Below are 18,379 nucleotides of genomic sequence, written 5' to 3' on the forward strand. Positions count from 1 at the left end.
TCAGATGGTGATGGCGCGCAGGACGACGCCGCTCGGTAGACGGGTGGGAGTCTTGTCGTAGCGGATGGAGCGTCACCGCGCTCGCGACAGAAGCTTCTTCGCGTGGTGCAGTGGACGCCGCATGAATCGTCCCCCGCGGAGCCAGACCGTGCTCGGCGAGTTGCCCTTGCGGGCCACGACGCGGTAGAGCGCAGGGTCCTCGTCCTTGTAGATCGATAATCCGGTCCCTTCCTGCTGCTCGAGCACCACGAATCCGTAACGCTGACCGAGCAGACGACCGAATTCCGGGCCGTTCTGGAAGCGTCGATAGTGGTCTCCGTAGGTCTTGTTCTTCGCCTTGTCGGCCTCCGTCCGAAACTCCGCAGCAAGGAAGTCACCCCGACGTGCGCACGCGGCGAGCGTCTCCATCAGACCTTCCTGCGCGTCCTTCGGAATCGAGTGCAAGAAGAAGCGCATGTAGAACAACAACGCCCCACCACCCGCCTGGGCCCTCGCACCCTCGATGAGCTCCTGAAGGCTCGCAAGGTCCGTGACGTCGCAGGCCCGGAAGGACAACCTGTCGCCCAGGCCGGCGCGGTCTGCTCTGCGGGTCGCATGCTCGACACCGACAAGGGAGCGATCGATTCCGACCGCCAGCCGTCCCGCCTTCGCAAACGCGAAGCTGTCACGGCCATCTCCTGAACCAATGTCCAAGACGGTTGACGGAATGTCACGTCGAGCGTCGATCGCCTCGAAGAACGTGGACCCGGACGTGAACTCGTTGCGCGCGTAGAAGTTGGCCCAGTACACGGACTCACGGTCTGACTGAGTGGTCATACCGCTTCTGTCCCGGGTGGTCCTCGCTTCCTTCCAGGCGAACCCTGCTTGCGGAATGCGCCAGTTGGTTCCGTACAGGTGGGCGACGAGCTTCTCTGCACTGACCGGAACCGCTACCTTGTGGCCGGCCATCTCTCCCTCAGCGATCCCGAGCCAGTCAGTGCGCCGAAACTCGCTCTCGCTGGCGCGTCCCCACGGCAGCGCAAGGTTGTCGTCCGGGTCGAAGTAGGTATGGAAGAGATCGATTCGCACGTCTGGATCGGCGGAGTCGTGCACGTGGAGAGCTGAGTAGTGGCACTCCACGTCCATGCCGGCATCAATGAGTGCGAAGGCCACGTCCCGAAGCTCCTTGGCGACGGTCGCTCCATCCACATGCTTCGACACGTATGCAGCATCAAAATCATCGTCGTGCCCGATGAAGCCGTTCTCGCGGACCTGGCCGAGCAGGCTCCCGTAGAACACGAAGATGTCGTAGCCGGTAGCTGTCTTCACGACTCCAGCAACCCTCTCGTACAACCCGACGACTTGGGACTGCCATTGCGTGTCGAGCTTCTTGGAGAGCTTCAGCCGCCCAGTCCGATCGAAGACGAAGCCTTCGGCGAACTTGTCCTGCAAGTCCTGAACGGTGAACTCAGCCTCTGAGTCTCCACTCACGAAGATTCCCTCGCCAGCGATCGGGACCGGTTCGCCATCGACGCGGAAGCTCACCTGGTCAGACGCACTCACATAGGACCAGAGATCATTGAGCGCGAACCGAAAACCCTTGATACTTCCGGTCGAGTTGAGGTCGGACGGATGGTCCGCCCGAGTCGTCGTGACCACGAGATCGTTGAGGCACAACTCGACACGGACCGGGAACTCCTCCGCGCGGCCCGCGACCCAGCCGGTGGCACTTTCAGCCGTCAAGGCTTCGACCATGGCTTGGGGCTGACGCGCCGGAGCCTTCCGGTCGTCTGATGAGCTGTCCATTCGTACCCCAGTCTTCGTTGCGTCGATCATGCCAAGCCCGGCCCAGATCCAGGACGACGAGTGCAGGAAGTGGAACGATCTCGAGAAGCGCCGACACAGTATCGTGGATCGGCCCGGGGCCCGATCGACGGCAAAGACAGCGGGGACTTCACGAAGCCCAGAGCGGATTCCCTGTAACCAGTGCCGCCGCTTCGCCAGGGCCCGCCCCTCGCAGAATCCTGCTGGCCTATGAGTTGAACACGCTCATGAGGGCACCCAAGCAAAGCGATGGTCACCCGATCCTCCGAGCCCTGCCATGTCCCGGGCCACCCCAACCCCGGTTCTTCTCCGTATCGACGTGCCCGAAACGGGGGCTCCAGCGCCATGAGCACGCAGGGTTTCGCGACGACACGGAGAACGGGAGATGAACATGACTAGAATTGGCTGGCAACGTATACCGAGTGTCGAGGACAGGTGAGGGCCAGGAGATGACAACGATCGAGACTGCGTCACGCGGAAGGTTGCACGTCGACGATGTCGCCATCAGGCTCCCTGGCCGTGCACCTGCCTCGGTCAGCTCGCTCGACGTCATCCTCAACGGGCACCGCGTCTGGTCCATCGACCTCGTCTCCGACCTCTCCAAGCGTGAACAGCTGGAGCACCCGTGGCCGGGGCCGCTCGTCCCCTTCCTCGACGGCACCGCCCACGTGCAGGTCGTCGACTCCGCGGCCGGCACCACGCTGTGGACCGCCGACGTCCACCTTGGGGACAGCCAAGATCCCATCGAGGTGGTGGACGCCCTCGGGCGTCACGTCGCGATGAACAAGTGGGGGCGCCTGGGCAAGACCTTCTCCGGGTCCGAGGAGGGCATGCGCACCCGTCTGCTGGACCGGCTCGACATCCTCATCGCGCTGCTGCAGGAGCTGGAGTTCAAGCCGTTCGTCGTCGGGGGCACGCTGCTTGGAGCCGTCCGGTCTGGCGAGATCCTCTCGCACGACGACGACGCCGACATCGCCTACTTGAGTGAGCACTCCCACCCCGTCGACATCTCCCTGGAGAACTCCCGGCTGACCGACGAGCTCACCAGCCGTGGATACGAGATCGTCAAGCACAGCAACACCCATCTGCAGATCACGTTCCGCACCGACGACGGCACGGTCGACACCTACATCGACATCTTCACGGCCTTCTACACGCAAGACGGTCAGATCAACCAGCCGTTCCACGTCCGTGGTCCCTTGGCTCGCTCGTCGATGACCCCGTTCTCCACGGTCGAGCTCGCGGCACGCCTCTACCCCGCCCCCGCCGTCCCGGAGGACTGGCTGGTCGTCAACTACGACGAGAACTGGCGGACACCGCTGCCCGGCTACAAGCTGCGCACCCCCCGCGCGACCGCCCGACGCTTCCAGAGCTGCTTCGGGTCCTACAACTTCCAGCGTGACTTCTGGGAGGAGCACTACACCGCGAGTGAGGACGTGGACGATCCAGCCGATCTACGCGCCGCGGACCACCTTCTGGCGAGCACGTCGGACGGCGACATCGTCATCGACCTGGGGTGCGGCGCCGGATCGATCGCGCAACACCTCGCACAGCACGGCCGGCGGGTGCAGGCCTTCGACTACTCCCCCGCAGCGATCGCACGGGCACGGCAGAGTGGCAGCGACGGCGTCGACTGGCACCGGGCGAACCTCATCGACCTGCGCGAGGTCGCCGACGTGCTCGAGGTCATCGCCCGCGCCGACCGCCCGGTGCACCTCCTGGCCAATCACCTCCTCGAGCGCCTGGGGCACCACGGGCGTGCCAACGCCTGGCGAGTCGTCCGGCAGGTCGTCCGTGCCGGCGGTCGCGCCGTCGCCCTCGTCGACGCCCAGCACGCACCGGACGTGACGTTCGCCGACCCCACGACGTGGCACCTCGAGCTCGAGACGATCGCGGCCGAGACAGAGCCGTTCGGCCTGAGAGCCGCGACCGTGAGGGCCCTGGCTGACAACCCCCGCGACGTCGAACGCGCGACGTACATGATCGACTTCGCCGACATCGCCTCGACGAGGACGGAGACGGAATGAGAGAGAAGATCACCGCCGTCGGCAACCGGGTCTCCCCCGGAGCCATGAACCGCCTGCGCACCGCCCGGTCCCACGGCTGGTCACGGCGGGCAAGAGCAGTCACCCACCTGCAAGAGGACGTGGCCGAGCTCCGAGACCTCGTCAAGGAGCTGCAGGCGGAGGTCGACGAGACCCGCCGCGACAACATCCGCCTGGTCGAGCTCACCGACATCGTCGAGAACCGGCTCGCCGGCCGGACCTCCGACTGACCATCACCCACACCACCGAACTGCGAAGAGCGAGCACCCCACACGTGATCCAGGATTCCCACGTCGCGGCCGTCGTCGTGACCTTCAACCGTCTCGAGAAGCTGCAGAAGGGCATCGCAGCGATCCGGGCGTCCGACCTTCCACCCAGGACGATCGTCATAGTCGACAACGCCTCCACCGACGGCACCGACGAGTACCTGCGGACCATCGCCGGTGACGAGGACGTCCACGTGCTGTCACTGACCGAGAACACCGGCGGTGCCGGAGGGTTCTCCGCAGGCATGGAGCGCGCCTACCAGCTGGGGGCGGACTTCTTCTGGGTCATGGACGACGACTGCTACCCCGAGCCGGAGGCTCTGCGCCGGCTGCTCGAGGAGCACGCGGCCGTCGAGGAATGGGTCAGGAACGAGGAGCAGTCGCGGCGCGAGGAGCGGGTCGGTCTCGAGGGACCCGGAGCATCCGACGAGCCGCGCCGGGACCGGGTGCCCTTCGCGTGCTCGGTGATCAAGTACATCGACGGCAACCTGTGCGAGATGAACGAGGCCGTCACCACGTGGGACTGGCCGCGCTATCACGTGCACGGGTACAACGCCGTCAAGGTCAACGAGTGCACGTTCGTCTCGGCGCTGTTCCCTCGCTGGACCGTCGAGGAGCACGGGCTGCCACTGACGGAGTACTTCATCTGGTTCGACGACAAGGAGTTCACCAAGCGCTTGAGTGCCCGCAGCGGCCTGGCCGGGATCCAGGTCCTCGACAGCTACGCGATCCACGACATGCCTGGTGAGAACCGCGGCGTCAACTACGGCCAGATCAACGAGCAGAACGTCTGGAAGTTCGAGTACGGAGTACGCAACCAGTCCTCCTTCCGCTGGATCCACGAGGGTCGGGTCTCCTGGCTCAACTACCTGCGCTGGGTCACGTTGAAGATGCGCCAGGGCGACGTGCCCAAGCCGCTGCGCCGCCGGATCCGCCGTGCGCTGCTGAATGGCCGAAAGTTCAAGCCGGTGGAGCGGCTCCCCTCCTCGCTCGACCCGCGCTAGGACACCCTGCTGCACGAAAGGTGCGCCCCATGACCACCGTTCTGACGTACGGGACCTTCGACCTCTTCCACATCGGCCACGTGCGGCTGCTCAGCCGTCTCGCGGAGCTCGGCGACGAGCTGGTGGTGGGCGTCTCGACCGATGAGTTCAACGCCCTCAAGGGCAAGACCTCGATCATCTCCTATGCGGACCGGGCCGAGATCGTCTCGGCCGTCCGTCACGTCGACAAGGTGATCCCCGAGAACGGCTGGGAGCAGAAGCGCCAGGACCTCATCGACCACGGGGTCGACGTCTTCGCGATGGGCTCGGACTGGCAGGGCAAGTTCGACGACCTGTCCGACCTGTGCGAGATCCGCTACCTCGACCGCACCGACGGCATCTCCAGCACGAAGCTCAAGGAGCAGCTGTCCGATCCCGTGTCGCTCGACGTCGATCGCGTCCGGGAGGCGCTCGACACCCTGCAGCAGGTCGTCGACAACTACCGCGGCCTGCGCTGAGCCGACCTCACGAGACCCTCAGGCACGCCTCCTGCGCCGACATCGGCTCCTTGTCCGCGACGGGCTCCTTCGACGGCGCCAGTCGCGAGGGTGCGTCCTGTGGTTCCGGCGCGACTGACTTCGCCGAGAGCGCCTCGTCCTGTCCCGGAGCGGTGCGAGCGTTCTGCGCAGCGAACTCCCTGGCCGCCGCGCCGCGGGCGGAGGCCAGGACGGACCTGAGCAGTCGGGATCGTCGCTGGTTCAGCCACAGCGCCCCGAGAGCGACCTGACGCTCGGCCATGGCGGCCACTGGGCTGCGGTCGTCGGGAGTGCTGGAGCCGTCCGCGAACGCGAAGTGCCGGTAGAGCACCTCACGGAACCCGTTGCGCCAGGAGCCCGAGAGCTCGGCGTAGGCCGGCAGGCCCTCGGTCCGGCGCCGACGCACCAGCGCGTGCACCTGCGTCAGCCACGTGTCATCCGCCGGCTCGTGGAAGTAGTTGTCCGCGCACCACTCGGGCCGGGGGGAGCCGAACCGACCGGCACGCAGGCTCGCGCCGGAGCCGAGCAGCCCGCTGCCCCGAAGGGCGAGATTGATCTGAGAGACACCCACCCCGAAGTCGTCCAGGGCCAGGGCCGGCACCCCTGCGGCGACGGCCTCCAGCAGCGCCGTGGAGCTCACCGTGACGAAGCCGCTCGCCTCGGCGAGGTACTCGTGCATCGGTCCGGAGCGGACCACGAGGTTGGGAGGCCGGTGCGGCAGCGACTCGACGATCGCCTCGAACGGGAACTGCTCGTGGTGGGTCTGCGTCTCCCCTGCCCGAGCACGGACCTTGACCACGACCTCCCGGTGCGGCCCGGCGCGCGCCACCGCCGCCAGCTGCTCCACCAGGTGCACCCGCTCGGCGTGGGTGGCCGGTACCAGCGCCTGGGACGCGAAGACGAGAGGGCCCTCCCGGTCGCCACCGCCACGGCTGATCGAGCCTCGTCGCGACGGCCTGTCCAGGTACGGCAGCCGCGCGAGTGCGAAGTGGTTCGGCAGGTCCAGCTGCTCGGCCGCATGGCCGAACTCGCGCACCTCGCGGTGGCTGTGCACCACGAAGACGTCCGCGGCGCGACGAAAGCCCAGGCCGTACGGCAGGACGGGCACCCCCACGCCGGGCAGGCCGGTGACGATCACCGGGCGCGTCGGCACGTTCTCCACCACCGAGACGGCCGCCTGCACCGTCCAGCCGCGGGCCGCAAGGACGAGAACGTCGGGGGTGTCGGTCTCCAGACGCCGGCGCAGGTCCTGCAGACCGACGACCGGAAGGTCCCGACCGGGCTGGCTTGTCCCCGCCAACGCGTCCGCCAGCTGGGCCGAGCTCGGCATCGCGGTGCTCCGGGCGAGCACCAGCTCCACGTCCCAGGCGCGCGGGAAGTGGTCCGCGAGCGCTGCCCCCCACTTCACGTAGGAGTCGGTGTCCGCAAGGACCAGGACCCGTACGGTGCCGCTGCTCATGAGGTCCTCACCCCTGCGGTCATGACGCGGCACTCACCGGATCCGTGTGCCGACGCAGTCGCGCCATCGGCTTGAGCTCGCCCGGCATGATCTTCTTGACCCCGTCGCCGAGCGCCCTCTCCACGACCCGGATGTCCCGGACGAGATCGATGAACGGCTGAGGCTCCAGGCTGGCCGCCTGGTCCGAGCCCCACATCTCCCGGTCCAGGGTGACGTGACGCTCCACGGCGACCGCGCCCAGGGCGACCGCCGCGACGGAGATCTCCAGTCCGGGCTCGTGGCCGGAGTAGCCGATGGGCACGCCGTAGCGCTCCTGCAGCGTGTGGATCACCCGCAGGTTGGCCTCCTCGGCCGGCAACGGGTACGTCGAGGTCGCATGCAGCATGACGAGCTGCTCGGTCCCCAGCACCTCGACGGCACGGTCGATCTCCTCCAGCGTGCTCATGCCCGTGGAGAGGATGATCGGCTTGCCGGTGGCCCGCAGCGCCACCAGCATCTCCAGGTCGGTGACCGAGGCCGAGGCGACCTTGTGGCAGGAGACGTCCAGGTCCTCCAGGAACTCCACCGACGGCACGTCCCACGGCGAGGCGAACCAGTCGACCCCGCGGGCATCGGCATGGTCGGCGATCTCGGCGTACTGGTCGCGCTCGAGCTCCACGCGGTAGCGGTAGTCCAGGTAGGTCATCTCGCCCCACGGGGTCTGCCGGATCGTGTGCCGCATGTCCTCCGGCGTGGAGATGTGCGGGGTCCGCTTCTGGAACTTCACGGCCTGGGCTCCCGCCGCGGCCGCCACGTCGATCAGCTCCTTGGCGATGGCCACGTCCCCGTTGTGGTTGATGCCGATCTCCGCGATGACGTACGTCGGACGGCGACGCCCGACGATCTGCTCACCGATCTTCACCCATTCAGCCATGATCCGATCCCTCCTGTGTGGTCAGGTCCTGCTCCGGCGAGAGCACGCGATCTGCGAGCTCTCGCACCGCCCCCTGTCCCCCCGGACGTCTCAGCACGTGACGTGCCAAGACGCGGCAGGCAGGGTGGGCGTCGGCCGGTACGACCGGCCAGCCCACGGCGGCCAGGCACTCGACGTCGTTCACGTCGTTGCCGAGGTAGGCGATGTCGTGCAGGCCGACATCGTGCTCACAGGCCCACTCGCGCAGGGCCGTGAGCTTGTCCGAGCACCCGGTGATGGCCTGCACGCCGAGCTTGTTCGCTCGGGCGTCGACCACGGGGTTGGTCTCGGTGGACAGGACGAGCACGGGACGCCCGGAGCGACGCAGCCGGGCGACGCCCATGCCGTCGGAGCGGCTGACGATCACGGACTCCACACCGGCGGAGTCCACGCGGACGCTGTCGTCGGTGTGGACGCCGTCGAAGTCGGTCACCACGGCGCGCGCCGCGATCGGGGCGGCGGCCGTGTCGGTGCCCTCGGCCTCGCGGCGAAGGAGCAGCTCCTCGGCCAGGCGCAGGTCGTGCTCGGAGTCGATCTCCAGCGCATCGCGTGCGTCGACCTCGACCATCCGCAGGCGGCCGAAGAAGCGGTGGCCGTGCTCGAGGAACCCGTCGGTGCGCATGACGTAGAAGGCGCCGGTCTCCTCCATCTGCGGCTCACGATCCTGGCGACGCTGGCGACGGCCAACGTCGTGGTTGACGCCCTCCGGGCCGTCGGCGCCATGACGCCAGAGGTGGCCGTGGCTGCGGGTCACGCTGAACGCGACGTCGCACTCGCCGGCCCGCACCGCGCTGATCGCCCGACCGAGGGCGCCGGGGTCGATGAAGGGGCTCGTGGCCTGGACCAGCACGATGACGGTCGGCACGGGGCCGTGGTGGGCCAGGCGCCCGAGCGCGTGCTGGATCGCCGACTCCGAGCTCGCCAGGTCGCCGGCCAGACGTTCGGGCCGGTCCACGACGCGTGCGCCGGCCGTCCGCGCGGCGAAGGCGATCTCGGCGTCGTCGGTGGAGACCACCACGCCGTCGACCCCCGGCGCCCCCAGCACGGTGCGAACGGCGCGTGCCACCAGTGGCTCACCGCCGAGCAGCCGGAGGTTCTTGCGCGGGACGCCCTTGGAGCCGCCGCGGGCCGGGATGATCACGCACACGTCGGCCACGGGTGCCTCGGGGCGCGCGCGGACCGCGGTGGTCGGCGTCCGGGCAGGGGTCGTGGCGTGGTGCGGGGTCATGGCTCGTGACGCTAGGGAGCGCGTTCGACCGGCTGGTGAACGGTCGTCCTCGTCACGGCGAACGTCAGGAGACCGCGAGCCTCGCCCGGGCCGTGGACGACCTGCAGGGGTCCGGTCGGCGACCATCGGGCGAACGCCGGCGCAACTGTCATGTCGAGCTGTCTCGAGGCCTCGGCTCCGCACGTCCGGAGGACTAGCGTGCCGGTCGTGACGACCTCGACCGCTCTGATCGTCGCGGCCTTCGACTCCCAGCTGAAGTGGGCCTCAGCGCTGTGGGAGGAGCTGCGCTCGCGCGGGTACGCGTGCCGCGTCGTCGCGCCGCGGGAGATGGCGACGCTGTCCGCCGGGCAGGTCGCCGCCACCGGCATCGACCTCGTCGACCTCGTGCCCGCCGACGACCTCGTCGGCCTCGCCCTCGAGCACGACGTCGTGGTGCACGCGCTGTCCGGGCCGTACGTACGTCGGTTCACGCTCGAGCTCGCCGACCGGGTCGGTGCCGACGCAGGTCCCGTGGTGGTGGCGGGGTGGGTCGGCGTCATCACCGAGCGTCCGATGGCCGGCTACCTGGACCGCAGCGCCGCCGACGTCGTCGCCGTCAACGCCGCGCACGAGCTGCGCCAGTTCTGGGAGGTCGCCACGACGCTCGGACTCGGCACGGACAACCTGGTGCTCTCCGGGCTGCCGATCCTGTCCACCCAGCCGGCACCGCAGCGGACCGGGCCGATCCGCACGGTGCTGTTCACCGACCAGCCCACCGTTCCCGACGCGGCCGTGGACCGGCTGCACGTCTACCGGCGGCTCGTCGAGCACGCCCGCCGTCATCCCGACCGCCGGGTGCTGCTCAAGCCCCGGCACCGACCGGGCGAGGGCACGTTCCACCGCATGCACCACCACCCCGAGGATCTGCTCCGCGGCGAGGATCTTCCCGCCAACTTCGGCATCGAGTACCGACCCGTGGCCGAGCTGCTGGCGACGACGGACCTGCTGGTGACGATGTCCTCGACGGCGTGCCTGGAGGCGGTCGACCACGGTTGCCGCGTCGCGCTCGTGCTGGATCTCGGGGTGCACGAGCGGCACGGCAACCACGTCTTCCTGGACTCCGGGCTGCTGCGAACGTTCGACCAGATCGACGCCGACGACCTCGGCGAACCGTCGCCGGCCTGGCTGGACAGCTGGTTCGGTGGCCGGGACCGTCCCCCGTCGGTGGCCGTGGTGGACCGCGTCGAGGAGCTGCTGACGGCCGGGGAGCGGCCCTCCCGTCAAGCCCTGGCATCGCCGTACCTGCAGAGCGCCCGCGCCCTGCATCGCGCTCGCGGTGGCGCCCAGACGGCCGGCGCCACGTCGATCCTGGCCCGGCGCCGGGCCAACCATGGCCTGCTCAAGGGCACCGCGGTGCACGTCGGCTTCGAGTGGACACCCCCGGCCGTGCAGAAGCCGGTCCGCCACTGGTGGCGCGAGCACCGCCCCCTGGGCTGACGACCCCGAATTTTGGGAGCTCCTGCACCCAACACGGGTGACAGCACCGATGTTGGGTGCAGAAGCTCACAAAATTCGGTCAGGGGCCGGGGCGGAGGATGGGGTCGCTCTGCTGGGACTTCCAGGTCCGGAACGACTCCTCGGTGTCGCCGCGGCGCCAGTAGGCCGAGACGGAGGCGTCGGAGCGTGCCACGCCCCGATCGGTGATGACGTGCGGGCGGACGGTCTTGAGCAGTCCCGCCTCGCCGTGCACGAACGCCTGCACCCGGCCCGCCGGCCAGTCCCAGCCCCGCACGGCGTCATCGAGCAGGGACGTCGAGCCCGGCGCGGCGCCCCCACGGTGCAGCCAGTGGACGTCCAGCGCGGCGACGCTGAGGAGGTCCTGCTCCTCCTCCGGCCCGGCCACCTCCAGGAACACCGTCGCGCCGCTCCCCGCCGGCAGCGCCTCGACCGATGCAGCGATCGCGGGCAGGGCGGACTCGTCGCCGACGAACAGGTGATGATCCGCCGCGGGATCGGGCCGGTAGGCGCCACCGGGACCACGCACGTGGATGGTCTCGCCCGGCTCGGCCTGTGCAGCCCACGGACCCGCGACGCCCTCGTCGCCGTGGACGACGAAGTCGACCCAGATCTCGCGGGCCGCGGGGTCGAAGCGGCGCACGGTGTAGGTCCGCAGGATCGGCCAGGTCTCCGCGGGCATCGTCTCCCGCACCACCGCGAGGTCGAGCGGGCTGGGGTACTCGTGCCCGGCAGCCAGGAACACGAGCTTGACGTAGGAGTCGGTCCAGCCCTCCCACCCTGCGGCGAAGGCGTCGAACCCGTCCGTCGTACCGGCGACGTCGCCGAGCACCAGGCGCCGCATCACGGGGGTGAGCTGGAGGCTGCGCAGCACGCTCAGGCGCGCGGGACGGTTCTTCGACACGATGGGTAGCCTAACCGGGTGAGCCAGCGCCCCCCCATCGATACCAGTGCCTTCGACCCGTCCGTCCGCGCGCAGGACGACCTCTTCCGCCACGTCAACGGACCATGGCTGAAGACGACCTCCATCGCGCCCGACCGCGCCACCGCCGGCGCGTTCGTGACCCTGGTCGACGCCGCGGAGGAGATCGTCCGCACCATCATCGAGACCTGCCGCGACGAGCCGGCCTCCGATGACGACGAGCGACGCAAGATCGGCGACCTCTACGCGAGCTTCATGGACACCGAGCGGGTGGAGCGGCTCGGTGCGACGCCGCTCACCGAGGACCTCGCCAGCATCGACCGCATCGGCTCCATCCCGGCGTTCGTCGAGACGCTGGGCCGGCTCGAGCGCTCAGGCGCCGACAGTGTCCTCGGCCTGTACATCGCTCCGGACCGCGGCAACCCCGACCGCTACGTCATGCACGCCGTCCAGGGCGGCATCGGACTGCCCGACGAGTCGTACTACACCGACGACGACTTCGCCGAGGTCCGCGCCGCCTACACCGAGCACCTGAGCACGATGTTCACCCTCGCCGGGCTGGACGGCGAGGGCGAGGAGTCCGCGGCGAGCCGCGCCGAGCGCGTCCTCGATCTCGAGACGCGCATCGCCGCCCACCACTGGGACCGGGTCGCGTGCCGGGACGCCCAGAAGACCTACAACCTGACGTCGCTGGCTGACCTGCAGGCACTCGTCCCGTCCTTCGACCTGACGGCGTGGGCGCGGGCGGCCGGCATCCCTGACGCCGCTCTCACCGAGGTCGTCCTGGCACAGCCGTCCTTCCTCGAGGGCCTGGAGGGCCTGCTCACCGACGACGACCTCCCCGCGTGGCGTGACTGGTTGCGCTGGAACCTGGTGCACAGCGCGGCGCCGTACCTCACTGAGGACTTCGTCGCCGCCAACTTCGAGTTCTACGGCAAGGCGCTCTCGGGCACCGACGAGCTGCGTCCGCGGTGGAAGCGTGGAGTCGGCTTCGTGGAGTCGAGCATGGGCGAGGCCGTGGGCCGCATCTACGTGCGCAGCGAGTACCCCGAGACGTCCCGGGCCCGGATGGACGAGCTCATCGCCCATCTCATCGAGGCCTACCGCCGCAGCATCTCCGAGCTGTCGTGGATGAGCGAGACCACCAAGGCCAAGGCGCTGGAGAAGCTCGAGGCGTTCACGCCCAAGATCGGGCACCCGCAGGAGTTCAAGAACTACTCGGCGCTGGAGACCGACCGCACGGACCTGCTCGGCAACGCCCAGCGCGCCCTCGCCGTGGCGATGGACCGCGAGCTCGCCAAGATCGGCTCCCCCATCGACCGCGACGAGTGGTACATGACGCCGCAGACCGTCAACGCGTACTACAACCCGACGATGAACGAGATCGTCTTCCCGGCCGCCATCCTGCAGCCGCCGTTCTTCCACGCCGACGCCGACGACGCCGTCAACTTCGGCGCGATCGGCGCCGTCATCGGGCACGAGATCGGGCACGGGTTCGACGACCAGGGCTCGCAGTACGACGGCACCGGGGCGCTGCGCAACTGGTGGACCGACGAGGACCGCGAGGCGTTCGACCAGCTCACCAGCGCGCTCGTCTCCCAGTACGACGAGCTGACCCCCGACGGTGCGGACGACCACACCGTCAACGGCTCACTCACGATCGGCGAGAACATCGGCGACATCGGTGGGCTCGGCATCGCCTACCGTGCCTTCCGGATCGCCAGGCAGGAAGCTGGCACGGCCTCAGAGGAGCCGGACATCGACGGGCTGACCCCGGACCAGCGGTTCTTCATCGCGTGGGCGCAGGTCTACCAGGGCAAGGTCCGCCCGGCCGAGACGGTCCGACGCCTGACGATCGACCCGCACTCGCCGCCGGAGTTCCGCTGCAACCAGGTCGTGCGCAACATCGACGCCTTCTACGACGCGTTCGACGTGGCCGAGGGCGACGCCCTGTGGCTGGACCCGGCCGAGCGCGTCACGATCTGGTGACGGACTGGCCGTGCTCATTGACCACGGCCCCGTGGGAAACCAGCACTTCCCCAGGGAAACTTCCCGCGGGAAGTGCGTCCTTGCCACGGGACCGTGGTAAACCGGCAGAGCGGGGCGACGTCAGAGCCCGTTGCGGCGGCTGAACCTGGCCGCGAGTCCCTGGTAGCCGGACCCGGTGAGGCGCACGAGCACGTCGAGGGCCTTCGCATCGGCGCCGATGAGCACGCGGGCGCGACCCTTCTCGACGCCCCGCAGGATGACGTCCGCGGCCTTCTCCGGGCTGGTGCGGGCGAGCTTGTCGAAGGACGACGCGAGCCGGTCGTGGTCGCGCCCGTCCGCCTGGTCGGCGTTCCGGGCGATGTTCGTGGCGATGCCACCGGGGTGCACGCAGGTGACCTTCACGGGGTGCCCGGACAGGATCATCTCCTGTCGCAGGGACTCCGTGAAGCCACGCACGGCGAACTTGGCGGCGTTGTAGGCGCTCTGGCTGGGGACGGAAAGCAGGCCGAAGAGGCTGGAGATGTTGACGACGTGTCCGTCGCCGGAATCGATGAGGTGGGGCAGGAAGACCTTGGTCCCGTTGGCCACGCCCCAGAAGTCGACGTCCATGACGCGGTCCAGATCCTTGAAGGACATCTCCTCGACGCTGCCGGTGTAGGCGATCCCGGCATTGTTGAAGACCAGGTTCACCCGGCCGAAGTGCGCTGCGACGTCCGCCGCATACTGCACCAGCAGCTCGCGCTCGGCGACGTCGAGAAACTCTGCCTTGACCTCGACGCCGAGGGCCGTCACGAGCCGCTCGGTCTCGGCCAGGCCGACGGTGTCGACGTCGCTGATGGCCAGCCGGGCCCCGCGACGGGCCAGCTCGACGCTGAGGGCGCGACCGATGCCGGAGGCTGCCCCGGTGACGACGGCGACCTTGCCGGTGAAGTGGGTCATGACGATCCTCTCATTCCAGATACCGACGGTATCCGAACGAGAGGCTACACCGGCCCAGCCTCCGTGCTCAAGCCCCGCGTCGTCGAGGTGTCAGCCGGACCTGCGGCAGGGGTGGTGCGGGGATGACCCGGCCACCATGTCCCTCGACCGTGCCGAAGCGGTCCGCCGCGTCCTCCCAGTCGGCGCGCGCGGCGGCGATCTCCTCGTGGGTGCGGCCGATGAAGTTCCACCACATCACCAGCTCCTCCTCGAACGGCTCCCCGCCGATCAGCAGGAGGGTGGCGTCGATGTCGGACTCGACCTCGATGCTGTCGCGCCCGGGCGCCAGGTACTGCAGCTGACGGTGGTGCACGTCGCTGCCCTCGACCGTCACTTCCTGGTCGACGGCGAGGACGCCGTGCTCGAAGGCCGGGTCGACGGGAATCGTCGCCCGTCCCCCCTTCACGGAGAGCTGGGCGGCGACGAGCGGCGTGTGGGTGCGCGCGGGCGAGGACCCACCCGCGAGGGCCCCCACGATGACGATGCCGGTCCAGGACTCGCCCTCGACACGCGGCAGCTCGGTGACGTGCTCGAAGTCCGCCGGCCCGGCACGGGTGGCATCCGGCAGCGCCACCCACAGCTGGATGCCGTGCATCGGAGCCTCCGGGTCACCCACGGAGAACTCGGAGTGGGAGACGCCGGCACCGGAGGTCATGAGGTTGAGCTCCCCCGGCCGCAGCACGACGTCGCTGCCCAGGTTGTCTCGGTGCCGGATGGTCCCGGCGATGGGCCACGTCACCGTCTGCAGGCCGATGTGCGGGTGCGGCAGCACCTGCATCGGCTCCGTCGTGGGCCCGAAGTGGTCCACGAAGCACCATGCCCCGATCGTGGGGATCTCCCGCTGGGGCAGTGTCCGGTGGACGGTGAGGCCGCGCACGCCCCCGAGGGGGACGTCACGGGAGGGGAGCAGCTGGTCCGAGGCCATGCACACACTGTAGGTCGCGCCCCACCGCCCGGATGAGTCTCGAGGTCATGGACCTGCCCGAGCTCGCCCCCGGCCGACCGAGAGACCGAGTGACCGGCCAGGTCCCGCACCGCCTCACCGGCGGCGCGCTGCAGGCCCTGGCCACGAGCTGACCAGGCTGGGGCACGTCCGCCCTAGCCGAGCAGCTGCTCGCGGAGCCGTTCGACGTCGGCCCGGGTGCCACCGACGGACTCGAACCAGCCCGCGGCGCCACCGGGGTGGATGCTCCAGCGCTCCAGCGGGACCCGCAGGGCCGCCAGGTCGACGGCGAAGAAGACCGGGTTGATCGGGTGGGCGGCCTCGTCGCGCCGCAACCTGGCGGCGATCTCCTCCAGCGACTCCCGGGTGCGCAGGTAGTCGGCCTCGATGTGCTCGGCGTCGACCCCGAGCAGGCTGAGGACCAGGGCCACCGAGATGCCGGTACGGTCCTTGCCCGCCGCGCAGTGCACGAGCGCGGCGCCATCGGCAGCCGCAACCTCCCGCACCAGGCGGACCAGCAGGTGCGGGGCGTCGTCCAGGACGAGGGAGTACAGGTCCGCGAGGGTGGAGTCGCTCATCCAGCCCGGTCGCAGGGACTGCATGAGCGGCAGGTTCACCAGCCGCGGACCCAGCCCCGTGAGCGGGTGGTCCTCGGCACCCTCCACGGGTGAGCGCAGGTCGATGACCACGGCGGGGGGCCAGGCGATGTGGTCGGGCACGACGTCATCGGGGAGCGGCAGGGCGCTGCGCAGCAACCGGCCGTGATTGACGACCGAGCCGTCCAGGGCGGGCAGGCCACCGACGTCGCGAAGGTTGGGGATCGAGACAAGCACGAACGCCATCGTAGGTGTGAGCACCCACACCTCGTCCGAGGCCGTTCTGGTGCGGCCGCGTGGGCGAGGTTTCCTACACTGGCCGCATGCCTGTCATCAAGAAGGCGGCCCTGCAGGCTGCCGCCGGAGGGGGTGCCGTCCTCACCGGGTACCAAGGAGTCCTCATCACCCAGGCCCTCATCGCCAAGCGCGCGATCGGGATGACCGACGAGCGGCCACCCCGGGCCGAGGGGGTCTACGGCGACGACCTTCCCGGTGCCCCGCTCCGTGTGCTCGTGCTGGGTGACTCCGCCGCCGTCGGGTACGGCATGCACACCGCCGACGCCACGCCCCCCGCGATGGTCGGCATCGGCCTCGCCCACGTGCTGGACCGCCCCATCGACGTCCGCTCCGAGGCCGTGGTGGGGGCGACGACGGCCGACCTGCGCGAGCAGATCGACGCCGGCCTGGAGCACGAGCCCGATCTGGTGATGATCGTCATCGGCGCCAACGACGTGACCCACCGGATGCCGAGCTACGTCTCCACCCGACTGCTCGGCGCTGCCGTGACGCGCCTGGTGGCCGCGGACGCCCTCGTGGTGGTGGGCACCTGCCCGGACCTGGGCTCGGTGGAACCGATCCCCCAGCCGCTGCGCTACCTGGCCCGCCGCAAGAGCCGCGCTCTCGCCCGCAGGCAGACCATCGCCGTGGTGCGCGCCGGGGGCCGGGCCGTCTCCCTCGGTGGCCTGCTGGGCGACCTGTTCGCCGAACGCTCGGACATCATGTTCGGCGAGGACCGGTTCCACCCCTCCGAGACCGGCTACGCCAACATGGTCTCGGTCCTGGTGCCGTCAATGGCGGCCGCATGGCGCGAGCGCAACCGTGACTTCGCCGTCGCGCACTCCGGCGGTGCCGGCTCGGTCTCGCTGACCGAGGCGGCCGAGCGTGCCGGCCGGCGTCCCGGCACGGAGGTCAGCCGCCAGGGCCGCTGGGCCCGGGTGCTGCGCCGCGGCCGCGACTGAGCCTCCCCCGACACGACGAACGGCCGGCCCTCCCGAGGGAGGACCGGCCGTTCTTCTGCGCAGCAGCGCGCCGAGGTCAGTCGCCGCTGGAGAAGATCGCCAGGATGCGCAGCAGCTCGATGTAGAGCCAGACCAGCGTCACGGTCAGGCCGAAGGCCGCACGCCAGGACTCACGCTCGGGCAGACCGGCTTCGACGCCGCGCTCGACCATGTCGAAGTCCATGACCAGCGTGAAGATGGCCAGCACCGCGAGGCCGATCGAGACAACGAGTCCGAGGGTGTTGAAGCCGCGGAGGCCGCCCTGCTCGAGAACTCCGAACATGCTCAGCGCGAAGTTGGCCATCATGATGCCGAACACGCTGACCAGCGCGATCATCATCACCTTGCGGAACTTCGCGGTCACCTGGATGTTGAAGAACTTGTAGGCAGCCAGAGTGGCGCCGGCGGCGACGAACGTGGCCAGGACGGCTTGGAAGACGATCGACGGGTCACCGACGATGTAGAACGCAACCGCCTTGGAGAACGCGCCGACGAAGATGCCCTGCACGGCGGCGTAGGCCAGCACCAGCGGCGGGCTGACCACCTTCTTGAAGGAGTTGACCAGCGACAGCGCCAAGCCACCGAAGACACCCACCATGGCCAGCACGCCGAGCATGGCGAGGTTGCGGTCGGCGTCGGGGCTGTTGGGATCGAGGTCCCCGATGACGAACCAGGTCGCGGCAGCGGCCACGACGACCAGACCGAGGGTGATGGCGGTCTTCTCGATCACGCTGGAGACGGTCATCGAGGCGGACCCGGTCGTGCCCACCGGTGCGTGGGACGTGCCCTGGCCACCGTCGAGATCGACCTTCCAGTCGGCCGGGGCGGTGGCGGTGCTGCCGCGACCGTTGAACCCCTCCGAACGGGCGAAAACGGGATTCTTGCTCTGCATGGTTCCCTCCGGGAAT

16 protein-coding genes are annotated in these 18,379 nt (G+C 69.3%); 7 read left to right on the top strand and 9 right to left on the bottom strand.

The genetic code is table 11. The features are described from left to right. Positions 1-72: 72 nt before the first annotated feature. Entirely contained in the window at positions 73-1,734 is a 1,662-nt protein-coding gene (locus ACHAAC_RS01290) for a methyltransferase domain-containing protein (RefSeq protein ID WP_435714049.1), read from the bottom strand. Positions 1,735-2,252: 518 nt separating this feature from the next. Between ACHAAC_RS01290 and ACHAAC_RS01295 the strand changes: the two genes are divergently transcribed. The 4 genes from ACHAAC_RS01295 to ACHAAC_RS01310 are packed head-to-tail and all read left to right on the top strand — an operon-like array spanning position 2,253 to position 5,615. Beyond that, positions 2,253-3,830, top strand: a complete 1,578-nt coding sequence (locus ACHAAC_RS01295; protein ID WP_435714050.1) for a methyltransferase domain-containing protein — start codon at positions 2,253-2,255, stop codon at positions 3,828-3,830. Continuing rightward, a complete protein-coding gene (locus tag ACHAAC_RS01300; RefSeq protein ID WP_435714051.1) occupies positions 3,827-4,078 on the top strand; it encodes a DUF6752 domain-containing protein in 252 nt (83 codons plus the stop codon). The genes ACHAAC_RS01295 and ACHAAC_RS01300 overlap by 4 nt, the downstream gene beginning before the upstream one ends. A 44-nt stretch (positions 4,079-4,122) precedes the next feature. Beyond that, positions 4,123-5,118 (top strand): glycosyltransferase family 2 protein, encoded by a 996-nt coding sequence (locus tag ACHAAC_RS01305; RefSeq protein ID WP_435714052.1) that lies wholly within the window; start codon positions 4,123-4,125, stop codon positions 5,116-5,118. 29 nt (positions 5,119-5,147) lie between these two features. After that, the gene (locus ACHAAC_RS01310) at positions 5,148-5,615 is read left to right on the top strand and encodes an adenylyltransferase/cytidyltransferase family protein (RefSeq protein ID WP_435714053.1); all 468 of its coding nucleotides are present in this window, start codon (positions 5,148-5,150) and stop codon (positions 5,613-5,615) included. 7 nt (positions 5,616-5,622) lie between these two features. On the opposite strand, the gene ACHAAC_RS01315 is transcribed toward ACHAAC_RS01310, so the two are convergent. From ACHAAC_RS01315 to ACHAAC_RS01325, 3 genes are read right to left on the bottom strand one after another with little or no spacing between them, the layout of a single operon-like run. Beyond that, on the bottom strand, positions 5,623-7,092 hold the full coding sequence (locus tag ACHAAC_RS01315) for a DUF6716 putative glycosyltransferase (RefSeq protein ID WP_435714054.1): 1,470 nt from the start codon (positions 7,090-7,092) through the stop codon (positions 5,623-5,625). A 19-nt stretch (positions 7,093-7,111) separates the two neighbouring features. Next, complete coding sequence (locus tag ACHAAC_RS01320; RefSeq protein ID WP_435714055.1) at positions 7,112-8,005, bottom strand: N-acetylneuraminate synthase family protein; 894 nt, start codon at positions 8,003-8,005, stop codon at positions 7,112-7,114. Next, positions 7,998-9,272, bottom strand: a complete 1,275-nt coding sequence (locus tag ACHAAC_RS01325) for a cytidylyltransferase domain-containing protein (RefSeq protein WP_435714056.1) — start codon at positions 9,270-9,272, stop codon at positions 7,998-8,000. Before ACHAAC_RS01325 ends, ACHAAC_RS01320 begins: the two co-directional genes overlap by 8 nt. Positions 9,273-9,479: 207 nt before the next feature. On the opposite strand from ACHAAC_RS01325, the gene ACHAAC_RS01330 reads away from it, so the two are divergent. Further along, entirely contained in the window at positions 9,480-10,748 is a 1,269-nt protein-coding gene (locus ACHAAC_RS01330; RefSeq protein WP_435714057.1) for a DUF6716 putative glycosyltransferase, read from the top strand. A 79-nt stretch (positions 10,749-10,827) separates the two neighbouring features. On the opposite strand, the gene ACHAAC_RS01335 is transcribed toward ACHAAC_RS01330, so the two are convergent. Next, entirely contained in the window at positions 10,828-11,670 is an 843-nt protein-coding gene (locus tag ACHAAC_RS01335; protein ID WP_435714058.1) for a siderophore-interacting protein, read from the bottom strand. An 18-nt stretch (positions 11,671-11,688) separates the two neighbouring features. On the opposite strand from ACHAAC_RS01335, the gene ACHAAC_RS01340 reads away from it, so the two are divergent. Further along, the gene (locus ACHAAC_RS01340) at positions 11,689-13,677 is read left to right on the top strand and encodes a M13 family metallopeptidase (RefSeq protein ID WP_435714059.1); all 1,989 of its coding nucleotides are present in this window, start codon (positions 11,689-11,691) and stop codon (positions 13,675-13,677) included. Positions 13,678-13,797: 120 nt separating this feature from the next. On the opposite strand, the gene ACHAAC_RS01345 is transcribed toward ACHAAC_RS01340, so the two are convergent. From ACHAAC_RS01345 to ACHAAC_RS01355, 3 genes are all read right to left on the bottom strand, one after another. After that, the gene (locus ACHAAC_RS01345; protein ID WP_435714060.1) at positions 13,798-14,616 is read right to left on the bottom strand and encodes an SDR family NAD(P)-dependent oxidoreductase; all 819 of its coding nucleotides are present in this window, start codon (positions 14,614-14,616) and stop codon (positions 13,798-13,800) included. 67 nt (positions 14,617-14,683) lie between these two features. After that, positions 14,684-15,580: a pirin family protein gene (locus ACHAAC_RS01350; protein ID WP_435714061.1), complete on the bottom strand. Its 897-nt coding sequence runs from the start codon at positions 15,578-15,580 to the stop codon at positions 14,684-14,686. Positions 15,581-15,753: 173 nt separating this feature from the next. Beyond that, a complete protein-coding gene (locus ACHAAC_RS01355; protein WP_435714062.1) occupies positions 15,754-16,431 on the bottom strand; it encodes a tyrosine-protein phosphatase in 678 nt (225 codons plus the stop codon). Between the two features lie 86 nt (positions 16,432-16,517). Between ACHAAC_RS01355 and ACHAAC_RS01360 the strand changes: the two genes are divergently transcribed. Then, entirely contained in the window at positions 16,518-17,432 is a 915-nt protein-coding gene (locus ACHAAC_RS01360; protein WP_435714063.1) for an SGNH/GDSL hydrolase family protein, read from the top strand. Positions 17,433-17,508: 76 nt separating this feature from the next. On the opposite strand, the gene ACHAAC_RS01365 is transcribed toward ACHAAC_RS01360, so the two are convergent. Further along, the gene (locus ACHAAC_RS01365; protein ID WP_435714064.1) at positions 17,509-18,363 is read right to left on the bottom strand and encodes a Bax inhibitor-1/YccA family protein; all 855 of its coding nucleotides are present in this window, start codon (positions 18,361-18,363) and stop codon (positions 17,509-17,511) included. Positions 18,364-18,379 lie beyond the last annotated feature (16 nt).

The sequence above is a fragment of the Aeromicrobium sp. CF4.19 genome (assembly GCF_051262555.1).
Lineage (GTDB): Bacteria > Actinomycetota > Actinomycetes > Propionibacteriales > Nocardioidaceae > Aeromicrobium.